The organism is Pseudooceanicola sp. HF7 (assembly GCF_011806405.1).
In the GTDB taxonomy this organism is placed as follows: domain Bacteria; phylum Pseudomonadota; class Alphaproteobacteria; order Rhodobacterales; family Rhodobacteraceae; genus Pseudooceanicola.
The window spans coordinates 85,668-97,194 of record NZ_JAATOW010000009.1; the positions used below are offsets into that span (position 1 = coordinate 85,668).

Annotated in this window: 10 protein-coding genes; all 10 read right to left on the reverse strand. The window is 65.5% G+C overall.

Annotated elements, in window-relative coordinates:
• Positions 1–105 precede the first annotated feature (105 nt).
• The gene (locus HCZ97_RS07330) at positions 106–678 is read right to left on the reverse strand and encodes a CvpA family protein (protein WP_167688036.1); all 573 of its coding nucleotides are present in this window, start codon (positions 676–678) and stop codon (positions 106–108) included.
• Between the two features lie 23 nt (positions 679–701).
• On the reverse strand, positions 702–2,069 hold the full coding sequence (gene radA / locus HCZ97_RS07335) for a DNA repair protein RadA (protein ID WP_167688037.1): 1,368 nt from the start codon (positions 2,067–2,069) through the stop codon (positions 702–704).
• Positions 2,070–2,237: 168 nt separating this feature from the next.
• On the reverse strand, positions 2,238–3,020 hold the full coding sequence (locus HCZ97_RS07340) for a DNA repair protein (protein ID WP_167688038.1): 783 nt from the start codon (positions 3,018–3,020) through the stop codon (positions 2,238–2,240).
• Positions 3,021–3,481: 461 nt separating this feature from the next.
• Positions 3,482–4,228: an ABC transporter ATP-binding protein gene (locus tag HCZ97_RS07345; protein WP_167688039.1), complete on the reverse strand. Its 747-nt coding sequence runs from the start codon at positions 4,226–4,228 to the stop codon at positions 3,482–3,484.
• Positions 4,225–5,007 carry an ABC transporter permease gene (locus HCZ97_RS07350; RefSeq protein WP_167688040.1) on the reverse strand — a complete coding sequence of 261 codons (783 nt, stop codon included), beginning with the start codon at positions 5,005–5,007 and terminating at the stop codon, positions 4,225–4,227. The genes HCZ97_RS07345 and HCZ97_RS07350 overlap by 4 nt, the downstream gene beginning before the upstream one ends.
• Positions 5,004–6,053, reverse strand: coding sequence for an alanine racemase (alr, locus tag HCZ97_RS07355; RefSeq protein WP_167688041.1), 1,050 nt, complete (start codon positions 6,051–6,053; stop codon positions 5,004–5,006). The genes HCZ97_RS07350 and alr overlap by 4 nt, the downstream gene beginning before the upstream one ends.
• A 286-nt stretch (positions 6,054–6,339) precedes the next feature.
• Complete coding sequence (locus HCZ97_RS07360; protein ID WP_167688042.1) at positions 6,340–7,173, reverse strand: DUF1194 domain-containing protein; 834 nt, start codon at positions 7,171–7,173, stop codon at positions 6,340–6,342.
• Between the two features lie 347 nt (positions 7,174–7,520).
• On the reverse strand, positions 7,521–9,005 hold the full coding sequence (locus HCZ97_RS07365) for a replicative DNA helicase (RefSeq protein ID WP_167688043.1): 1,485 nt from the start codon (positions 9,003–9,005) through the stop codon (positions 7,521–7,523).
• Positions 9,006–9,514: 509 nt separating this feature from the next.
• Positions 9,515–10,192, reverse strand: a complete 678-nt coding sequence (locus tag HCZ97_RS07370) for an orotate phosphoribosyltransferase (RefSeq protein ID WP_167688044.1) — start codon at positions 10,190–10,192, stop codon at positions 9,515–9,517.
• A 110-nt stretch (positions 10,193–10,302) separates the two neighbouring features.
• Positions 10,303–11,352 carry a dihydroorotase gene (pyrC, locus tag HCZ97_RS07375; RefSeq protein WP_167688045.1) on the reverse strand — a complete coding sequence of 350 codons (1,050 nt, stop codon included), beginning with the start codon at positions 11,350–11,352 and terminating at the stop codon, positions 10,303–10,305.
• Positions 11,353–11,527: the final 175 nt, after the last annotated feature.

Here is an 11,527-nt window from a genome sequence, read left to right on the forward strand (position 1 = left end):
CGCACGGCTGATGTCAGCGGTAGACGGAGTTCGGCCCGCGCCGGAGTGGGCGCGGGCCGGAAAAGCCACCGGCCTGGAAAGACCGGGGCCTTGAACCTTGGGCGCTCAGGCGTCGTTGGCGCCGGGGATCGTGCAGGTGCCGGTCAGCTCTTCGTACTTGTCGGTGATCCAGCCAAGGGCGCGCGCCGGGTCGTTGTCTTCGATCTTGCCGATCATGTCGGAGAACACGACGGCAGAGCGCGAGTTGTCCACCATGGGCACGGAGGTGGAGGTCAGCACGGTGACGTAGACGAAGAAGGCGATGGCGACCAGAAGGATGCCGCGCAGCACCCCGAAGAGGAAGCCGGCTGCCTGGTCGATGCCGCCCAGGATCGAACGCTGAACCACCGACGAGAAGAGCGGCGTGAAGAGCGAGGCCAGCGCCAGCGCGATGGCGAAGAGCACCCCGAAGGAGGCGATGACGGACAATTCGCAGCTGTCGGAGAGGAAATCGCCGACGAAGGGGATCTCGCGCACCAGCGGCATGATGCTGGGCGCGAAGATGAAGGCCAGGACCGCTGCCACGATCCAGCCAATGATCGCCAGGACCTCGCGCATGAAGCCGCGCGAATAGGCCAGCAGCGCCGATAGCAGAATGACCGCGCCCACGATGGCGTCGATTAGTGTAAAGCCTTCCATACTGCCCGTGCTCCTCTGGCGCTCTATCCGGCGCCGAAAATCTCACCCACGAAGCTCGTCAGATCGCCCATTCGGGTAAGCCGCAGCCCCTCGGCCCCGACGGTCTTGCCACCGGTCGGAGCGATTGCGGATGAAAAACCAAGTTTCTCCGCTTCTTTCAACCTGTTTTCCGTCTGACCGACCGGACGAAGGGCCCCGGAGAGCGAAATCTCTCCGAAAACAACGGTATCGGCGGGCAGGGCGGTGTCTTCCCTCGCGGAAAGAAGCGCGGCGGCCACGGCAAGGTCTGCCGCTGGTTCGGAGATCTTCATGCCGCCGGCGACGTTGAGATAGACGTCGAGCCCGGCAAAGGGGATGCCGCAGCGGCTTTCCAGCACCGCCAGGATCATCGCCAGCCGCCCGCCGTCCCAGCCGACGGTGGAGCGCCGGGCCTGGGAATGGGGCGAGGGGGCGACAAGGGCCTGGATCTCTACCAGCACGGGGCGCGTGCCCTCGATCCCGGCAAAGACGACGGAGCCGGGGCTGGGCGTGCCGCGTTCGGACAGGAACAGGGCAGAGGGGTTGGTGACCTGGGACAGGCCGGCGCCGGTCATCTCGAAAACGCCGATTTCATCTGCGGGGCCGAAGCGATTCTTGACCGCGCGCAGGATGCGGAACTGGTGGCCGCGCTCGCCCTCGAAGTAGAGCACCGTGTCGACCATGTGTTCGACCACGCGGGGGCCGGCGATCTGGCCTTCCTTGGTGACATGGCCGACCAGCACCACCGCCGCGCCCCGGCGCTTGGCAAAGGTGGTCAGCTCATGCGCGGCGGCCCGCACCTGGGAGACGGAGCCGGGCGCGCTGTCGACCATGTCCGACCACATGGTCTGGATCGAATCGATGATCACCAGGTCCGGGCGTTCGTCATCCAGCGTGGTCAGGATATCGCGCAGGGCGGTATCCGCGCCAAGGCGCACGGGCGATTGCGACAGCCCGAGGCGATCCGCACGCATGCGAATCTGGGCCGAGGCTTCTTCGCCGGAGATATAGAAGGTTTTCAGGCCCTGGCCGGCAAAGGCCGCGGCGGCCTGCAGCAGAAGGGTGGATTTACCGATACCGGGATCGCCGCCCACGAGAATCGCGGAGGCGGGCACGAGGCCACCGCCAAGCACGCGGTCCAGCTCTGCCATGCCGGAAGCGGTGCGCGGGGGCGGTGCCTCTTTCGCGGCAAGATCGGTCAGGGCGATCTTCGCGCCACGCATATTGCCCAGGGATTTGCCCTTGGGCCCGGCGGAGAGCGGGACATCTTCGGTGATCGTGTTCCAGGCGCCGCAGGCTTCGCAGCGGCCGGACCACTTGGAGGAGGTTGCCCCGCAGGCGGAACAGGAGAATGTCGTGACGGGCTTTGCCATGGGAGGGTTGTGCCCGCGCTTTGCGGGGGCGTCAATCGCGGAGAGGGGGCGGGCAGAGCGCTGTCCGGCATACGGCGCGCTCGCGGTGCGCGAGACGCCCCGCCCGCCGTCCCGCATAGGGTTTGCAAACCGAGGGAGGCCGGTTTGCAAAGGGGGTGTCAGAAGCCGTTATTCCGCGGGCATCCGATTGGCCGGGGAGGCATTCAGGCGCGGATCCATCGGCGTTTCGGCGGCCAGTTCCGGCAGGATATCGGACAGCTCATCCCGCAGGCGATCCACCTGGGCGCGGGCCACGCTTTCGTCCATCTCGACCTCATGGGCCCATTGGCGGATCTCATGGGTCTTGTGCTTGGCGTCCTCGATCCGTTTCTCGAAGCTCGCGCATTCCTCTTGCCGCTGGCGCAGGAAACCCTTGGCACGGGCGACGGCCTCGTCCGAATAGGTCTCTGCCAGGTCATGGGAGATGGTGGACATCTGTGCTGCGCTTTCCAGGATATCGGGCTCAAGGCCGCCGAGTTCCGGGTGATCGCGCAGGTAGAGCATGCGTTCGCGCACCGCGTCATATTGTTCCGACATGGAGAAATGCCCGGCCCGATCGGCCGCATGGGCGGCCTGGTAGGCCTGCATGACGTCCTGCATCGAGATGCGGAACCGACGGTGCGAGGTCTCAAGCGCCATGATGCGCCCATTGGCCGGCACATAGGCACAAAGCGCCACCGCCAGAAGCGTCAGGCCGATCTGCACGCCGGCCCCGATCTGGTAGGTCGTCTCACCATAGGTCATGGCGATATCGGGCCAGGGCAGGGTCCCGAAGGCGGCCAGGATCGTTGCGCCGGTGAGGGCGATGGCAAGCAGACAAAGCAGACACACGGCTGTCAGCTGAAGGACACGCTGGGTGACGGCCATGACGAGAGACATGGTCAGGTGCGGGGGCTGGGTCGTCGGGGACATGGGAGTTCCTTTCGGAAGCTGGACAGGGCTGGCGAAATCTTGCTGGCTGTCGAATGAACCGTGGGAAACCGGTTCTGGTTCCAAAATATTAACCCATTATACACGTATTGAGAGAAGTTGTGCTTTCTTCAACACGTATATCGTGATTTGCGGCGCGGATGAGGCGAAAGCGGGGCCGGTGCCGCAGATCTTGTGGCCCGGGGCCAGGGTTCTGGAAAATATGGTTGGGGATCAGCCCACTAGCCAAAGAGGGCGCGCGGACCCATTCGCTGGCGTGTGGCCTTGGAGACGTCCAATCGGGGCGAATCGCCCAGCCGTTTCCTGGCCGCAAGAAAATTCATGCGCGCGGGGCGGGCAGGCCGGGAAATCGGGAGATCGGCAGGTGGCACGGGGGCCGGCAGCGGCGCGCCGCTGGTCCGGGCAGCGGGGATCAGCCGGTTCGATCCGCGGTGCTTGCCAGCTTAGCGGACAGCCTCGATCGGGCCATCGGGACTGCCGGTGATGAACTGCTGCACATAGGGATCGCCCGAGGAATCCAGCTGTGCCACCGGACCGGTCCAGCGGATCTTGCCGCCGTGGAGCATGGCGACGTTATCCGCGATCGCGCGGACGGAGGACATGTCATGGGTGATGGTCATGGCCGTCGCGCCCATCTCTGTCACGATCTCGCGGATGAGGTCGTTGATGACGCCGGCCATGATCGGGTCAAGCCCGGTGGTGGGCTCATCGAAGAAGATGATCTCTGGATCGGCGGCGATGGCGCGGGCCAGGCCCACGCGTTTCTGCATCCCGCCGGAAAGCTCTGCGGGCAGGCGTTCGGCCACGTCGGGGGTTAGGCCCACGCGGCGCAGCTTTTCGATGGCGATTTCCTTGGCCTCTGCGCGCGGGCGCTTGAGCGCGCCGCGCAGCAGCCGGAAGGAGACGTTCTGCCAGACGGGCAGGCTGTCAAACAGCGCCGCGCCCTGGAAGAGCATGCCGAAGCGCGCAAGGAAGGCATCCTGGTCCGCCTTGGCGGCTTCCTTGCCGTCGACAAGGATGCGCCCGGAATCCGGGGTGACAAGGCCAAGCACGCATTTCAGCAGCACGGACTTGCCCGTGCCGGAGCCGCCGATGATCACCATGGAGGTGCCACGCGGAATCTCCAGGTCGACGCCGCGCAGGACGGCGTTGGAGCCGAAGCTCTTTTCTACCTGTTCAAGCTTGATCATGCGGTAAAGAAGATCCCTGTCAGGAGGAAGTTGGCGGCCAGTGTCAGCACGGCTGCGGCCTCGACCGAGGACTTCGTGGCGCGCCCCACGCCCTGTGCGCCGCGGCCCGAATTCATGCCGTGATAGCAGCCCATCAGCGTGGCGATGACGCCGAAGGCCGCGCCCTTGGCCAGGGAAGAGACGATATCCAGCGGTTCGATGAACTCGATCGTGTTCTTGAGGTAGGTGCCCGGGTTGAAGCCCAGCGAATGGACGGAGACCGCGTAGCCGCCCATGATGCCCAGGATATCCCCGATACCGACCAGCAGCGGCACGGTGATCAGGGCGGCCAGCACGCGCGGCACGGTCAAGTACTTCATGGGGTGGGTGGAGAGGGTGACCAGGGCGTCGATCTGTTCGGTCACCTTCATCGTGGCGATCTCTGCCGCGATGGAAGAGGTGACGCGCGCGGCGATCATCAGCCCGACCATGACCGGGCCAAGTTCACGCACCACGCCCAGGGCGACGATCTGTGGCACCACGGCCTGCACATCGAAGCGCGAGCCGCCGGCGTAGATCTGCAGCGCCAGCGCGCCGCCGGTGAAGACGGCCGTCAGGCCCACGACAGGCAGCGAGAGCCAGCCGATATTGCCGAGCGCCACCAGGAATTCGCGCCCGTAGAACGGCGGGCGCACCATGTGGGAGACCGTCTGGCCAAAGTAGATCGACAGCCGCCCCACCATGGCGAGGAAACCGAGCGCCGCGCGGCCCAGGGCAGCGAGGGGGCTCAGCAGGATCATGCGAGCGGCCCGAAGCGGCGGGCGTAGCGCGCACCCAGCGAGGTCAGGATCTCATAGCCGATGGTATCGGCGTTATCGGCTAGGATATCCACGGTCTGGACGCTGTTCAGCAGGCTCAGGGTCTCCGGCACGTATTCCTCCAGGTCGGAGATGTCGGCGGTGATGAGATCCATGGAGATCCGTCCCACGATCGGGCAGGCGACCTCTCCGGCGTAGAGCTTGGTCTTGGGGGCCAGGACGCGGTGGATGCCGTCGGCGTAACCGGCGGAGACCGTGGCGATGGTCGCCGGCTGGCTGGCTGTCCAGGTATTGCCGTAGCCGGCGCTTTCGCCGGCCTCGACGCGGCGGACCTGGATCACGGGCAAGTCGACCTGGACGACGGGGCGGGCTTCCTCGAACGGCATGCCGCCGTAAAGGCCGACACCGGGGCGGGTCACGTCGAAATGGTATTCCGGGCCCAGCAGGATGCCCCCGGTGGCCGCGAGCGAGCGCTTGACCGGCAGGCCGTCCGTCATGCCGCGGAAGGTCTGCAGCTGGCGGTAATTCATCGGGTGGCCCGGTTCATCGGCGCAGGCCAGGTGGGACATGATCAGCGTCGGGTTCTGGCTGAGCGCGATCTCCCGCAGGCTGTCCCATTCGGCGGGCTCCATGCCAAGGCGGTTCATGCCGCTGTCGACCTGGATGCCGAAGGGGTGGCCGGGCAGCAGTTCGAGCTGGCGCAACAGCTGGTCGGCCGAGTTGATCATCGGCGTCAGGGCGTGCTGGCCCAGAAGCTCTGCATCGCCCTCCATGTGGCCGGAGAAGACGTTGATCTCTGGCCCGTCGCCCAGGGCGGCGCGGGCCTCGGCGCCTTCTTCCGCCGTGGCGACGAAGAAGCGCCTGACCCCCGCCTGGGCGAGGGCCTGTGCCACGGGGGCCATGCCCAGTCCGTAGCCGTTTGCCTTGATCGCCGCGCCGGTGTCGACCCGGTCGGCAGATACGGAATCCAACATGCGCCAATTGGTCGTCAGCGCGTCGAGGTCGATGGTCAATGTCGCGGTGCTCATGGGGGGCTTTTTGGAAGGGCTGAACGGCTTGCGCAAGGGGAATATCGGCGTGAACGGCGGATGGTCGCGCGGAAGAGGCGTGAAAAGCGCCCCTGACCCCGGCTGGAAAGCCGGTTTTGCCGCCGCACGGCCCTTGCGGGCTCGCTGCCGGGCAGGGGGATCAAGCCCCGGGAGGGAGGCAAGAAAAATGGCCAGCGATGCGGCGGCGCTGACCATCTCTAGGGACTGGATTGCGTAGGGCGTTGCCCGGATCCGGCATCACCGGATCATGGCGGGGGCTGGGAAATCAGGGTTCCCAGTTCTGGCGGAACCGTTCCCAGGTCTTTTCACCGACCAGGCAATCATAGGTTCCGGGCGCTGTCCCGGCGGCGGGGATCACGTTTCCGGCACGCACGATGCGCGGCTGGATCGCGGCAATCTCAAGCAGGATCTTCTGGCGCACGGCGCGGGGGAATTCCTCCCAGCTGGCGACGGGAATGACAAAGGCCCCCTGGCCGCCGATCACGCAGTCGCGGTAGTAGGCATCCAGATCATCGATGGTCCAGCGACTGCCGACGCCTTCGTTGGTCATCAGCGGCAGCCCGTTGATCACGATCCCGCGAGATAGCACCCGGTCCCGCGCCGGAGCGACAGGGGTGCCGGAATTGTTCGGCCCGTCGCCCGAGACGTCGATCACCCGGCGAAGCCCCTGGTACTGGTTTCCGTCGATCATGTCGGCGGCGTAATCCAGCGCGGAAGAGATCGAGGTGCGCTGCATCCCGTAGGGCCGGTTATCCATCAGCGTGGCAGAGAAACGGCGCGCTTCCTCCATGGTGGCGATGGTGGTCCAGTCCACCACGACCCGGTGATTGCCCGGGCCGGCCCATTCGACATAGGCCACGGCAATGCGGCCCAGGAAGCCCTGCTGGATCACGTCCAGCACCACGTCGCTGGTCAGCGCGGCGGCATAGCCCCGGCGCTGGATCTCAAGCTCGTTCGGGGTCATGGACCGCGAGACATCGACCATGAGGGCAAGCTCGACATCGACTTCGATCAGGGTCGGATCATAGGAGAAGTCGGTGAAATCGGCCGAGAGGCGGGCGGGGAGAAGCGCGAGGAGGAAGAGGAGGATGTACCGCATGAAAACAAATGTCCCGTTGGTTCAGTGAGTCTGTCCAGTCTTATGCTGCGCCGCAGCGCGTGAAATGCGGTTGAACCCGCATGTGGTGCACAGAGAATAGGCGACCTCTCGTTAATACGAGACTACCCGGAAGAATATTTCCAAATTTACTGAGAAAATCTCAGATTCAATGTCGGTGGTGGGGGGCGTTCGCTTGCTTAATAGTTTCGCAAGTATTTGCTGCAGGTGCGAAAGGCCGGTCTCGCCCAACGCAGATGCACCCCGCCTGGCGGGGTCAGTATAGCACGGATCCTCCGCCCCGTGACGGGGCGGAACGTCTTGAGAACATTGGCTGACCCTGGGCGGGGTCAGTACTCCTCGGCGCCCTGTTGCCAGGGTTTGACAAGGTTGCCGAAGCGCGTAAAGCGGCCTTCGAAGCTGAGCTCGACCGTGCCGATCGGGCCGTGGCGCTGCTTGCCGATGATCACCTCTGCCTTGCCGTGCAGGCGCTCCATGCGCTGTTGCCAGGCGGCGATTTCATCCAGCTTGTCGTCGGAAGGTTTCTCACGTTCGACGTAATATTCTTCCCGGAACACGAACATCACGACGTCCGCATCCTGTTCGATGGAGCCCGATTCCCGAAGGTCGGACAGCTGCGGACGCTTGTCTTCGCGGCTTTCGACCGAACGCGACAGCTGGGACAGGGCGATGACCGGGATCTGCAGTTCCTTGGCGATGGCCTTCAGACCCATGGAGATCTCCGCGATCTCCTGCACCCGGTTGTCGGCGGTACCGCGGCAAAGCTGCAGGTAGTCGACGATCAGCACGTCCAGCCCATGGGTCCGCTTGAGCCGCCGTGCGCGGGCGGACAGCTGGGAAATCGGCAGGGCGGGGGTGTCATCGATGAACAGCGGGCAGCTTTCCAGGTCGCGGGCGGCCTGGGCGAAGCGGCGGAATTCCTCTTCGGTCATGTCGCCCTTGCGGATCTGTTCCGAGGGCACTTCGGAGGCTTCCGACAGAATCCGCGAGGCCAGCTGTTCTGCCGACATCTCGAGCGAATAGAAGCCCACGACGCCGCCTTCGACCGCCCCGATGGAGCCATCGGGCAGCTGGCCGCGCTTGTAGGCCTTGGCGACGTTGAAGGCGATGTTGGTGGCCAGCGAGGTTTTCCCCATCGAGGGGCGCCCGGCCAGGATCAGCAAGTCCGACTTGTGCAGGCCGCCCAGCTTGCGGTCCATGTCCATAAGCCCAGTGGAGACTCCGGCCAGCCCGCCTTCGCGCATGTAGGCGGCGTTGGCGGTCTGCACGGCTTCGGTCACGGCCTTCAGGAAAGAGACGAAGCCGCTGTCGGCCTGGCCCTGTTCGGACAGCTTGTAGAGCTTCTGTTCGGCCTCGACGATCTGTTCCTTGGGATCGCTGTCCACATCGACCTTCTTGGCGCGGGCAGAGATATCGCCCCCGAGGCGGATCAGCTCACGGCGCACGGCCAGGTCATAGATCATCTGCGCATAGTCGCGCACCGCGTAGGACGAGATCGCGGCACCGGCCAGCTTGGCCAGGTAGGACGGGCCGCCCAGTTCCTTCAGCCCTTCGTCTTCGGCCAGGAAGGCCTTGAGCGTGACGGGAGAGGCGAGGTTGTTCTTGGCGATCCGCGCCGCGGCGGTTTCGAAGATCCGGGCATGGACGGGATCGTAGAAATGCTGGGCGCCGATGATGGCCGCGACCCGGTCATAAACATCGTTGTTGGTGAGGATCGCCCCCAGAAGCTGCTGCTCGGCCTCGACCGAATGGGGCATGTTGCCTTCCAGCTCGACATTGGTGCCGGTGGCGTTGAAGACGGAAGCGTCGTTCATCTGGCCTCTCCTCGATGCGGGGCGCACCTGCGGGGATGTCCCGGAAAAGTCGCCCCGGCCCGCGGCATGATCCGCGGGTCATTGTTGCCTGTGCGGGGGGTGACCTGGTCCGGTCGCAACAGCTGCCCGTCGTTGCGCCTTCGCCGGTTCAGCGGCTGGCTGCTGCCCGCCGTGCTGCCCTGGTGACGTCTTCCGGAATCTGGATCGGTCGAAAACCCCCGTGAGCAAGCTTCTTACAGAACCCGGGCCCCCACAGGCAAATGGGATATCCTGTGGATAAGCTGTGCATAGGTTCGCCTTGACCATATGATGTGGCCAAAGGCCCCTTCGGGTCAAGATATGCGTGGGCGCCGGCGAAGATGTGCGCATTTGGCCTGTGGAAAAGCGCCTTTTTCTGACCCGTGCTCCGGGTCGGGCCGTGCCGGCGGGGACAGCGGGGGCCGATCCCCGCCCAAATGGCGCGGATCGGCGTCTGCCGGGGCGGGGCCCGGCCCGACTGAGTCGGCTTGTCAGCCCTTGCGGGCCTCCTGCCAGGCGCGGGGCGACTTGAGGAAGGCCTCGACCTCGTCCAGCGTTTCCTTGGAGAAGGTGTCGCGTTCACGCGCCACGGCCAGCACGTCCCACCAGGTGCAGAGGTAGTGCAGGTCGATGCCATGGGCGCCCAGCGATTCCTCGACCCCATCGAAGATGCCGTAATAGAAGATCACCGCCGTGTGGCCGCATTCCGCGCCGGTTTCGCGGATCGCGTCCACGAAGGACAGCTTGGAGCCGCCATCGGTTGTCAGGTCCTCGACCAGCAGGACGCGCTGGCCCTCGGACATCGCGCCTTCGATGCGCGCGTTGCGGCCGTAGCCCTTGGGCTTCTTGCGCACGTAGGTCATGGGCAGCACCATGCGCTCTGCCACCATGGCGGCGAAGGGGATGCCGGCGGTCTCACCGCCCGCGACGTTGTCGAAGGCCTCGAGCCCGGCGTTGCGCATCACGGTGCAGGCCATGAAGTCCATCAGCGTGGAGCGGATGCGCGGGAAGGAGATCAGCTTGCGGCAGTCGATATAGGTGGGCGAGGGCAGGCCGGAGGCCAGGATGAAGGGCTCCTCTGCGTTGAAATGCACTGCCTGGATATCAAGCAGCATCGCGGCGCTGAGCCGGGCGATCTCTTCCTTGGTGGGATAGGAGCTGGGGATCATCGTTCGGTCCTCTTGCTGGCGTTCTCTTGGTCCGGGGGCCCGGTGGTGGCCCGGGATCGCGCGGGCGTGCGGCGATCCGGCGGGCCGGGGCTGTCCGGGTCTGAAATCTGTTAGTCCGCGCTGACCTCTGCGACATGCCAGGCGGGGGTGAAACCGGGATCGAAGACGGTGACGGGGCCATCGTCGCTTTCGATCTTGGCGGGGTAATCCGTGGTCGCGCGCTTCAGCGTCAGCTTGCCGGGGTTCACCGGCAGGCGGTAGAAGGCCGGCCCGTTGAGCGAGGCGAAGCCCTCAAGCTTGTCCAGCGCGCCTTCTTCTTCGAAGACATGGGCCAGGATCGCCATGGTGTTGGTGGCGGTGAAGCAGCCCGCGCAGCCGCAGCCGGTTTCCTTGGCCGCATCGACGTGGGGCGCGCTGTCCGTCCCCAGGAAGAAGCGCGGATCGCCCGAGGTCGCGGCCTTGCGCAGGGCCTGCTGATGCGTGGCGCGTTTCGCCACCGGCAGGCAGTAGTAATGCGGCTTGATCCCGCCCACCAGGATGTGGTTGCGGTTGATGACCAGGTGATGCGTGGTGATCGTGGCCCCCAGGCCCGCCCCGGCCGAGCGCACGTAATCGGCTGCATCCGAGGTGGTGATATGTTCCATCACCACGCGCAGTTCGGGGATCTCGCGGCGCAGGGGATCAAGCACGGTTTCGATGAAGACGGCCTCTCGGTCGAAGATGTCGACCTCTGGCGTCGTGACTTCTCCGTGGGTGCAAAGGGGCAGGCCGATCTGGGCCATGCGTTCCAGCACCGGGATCACCTTGCGGAAATCCGACACGCCGGAGGCGGAGTTGGTCGTCGCCCCGGCCGGGTAGAGCTTGACCGCCTTCACGAGGCCCGAGGCCGCGGCGGCGGCCACGTCATCGGGATCGGTGTCCTCCGTCAGGTAGAGGGTCATCAGCGGTTCGAACTGCATGCCATCGGGCAGGGCGGCCATGATGCGGTCGCGGTAGGCGCCGGCCTGGGCCCCGGTCACCACGGGCGGCACCAGGTTGGGCATCACGATGGCGCGGGCGAAATGGCGTGCGGTTTCGGGCAGAACGGCCTTCAGCATCGCGCCATCGCGCAGATGCAGATGCCAGTCGTCGGGGCGGCGGATGGTGAGGCTGTCGGTCATGGGGGTCGATTAGCGCAGCTTTGTGCAAAGCGCCAGTGGATTACGTGGGGGAAATGGGCGCTGACGTGTCGCCGGCGCGGCGTGTGGCGCGCGGGGCGGCGCGGGCGCATGGCTTGCAGCCGACGCGGGGATGGCAGAGACTTCGGCTTCGCCAAGGCGGAGATCAGGAGAGGGC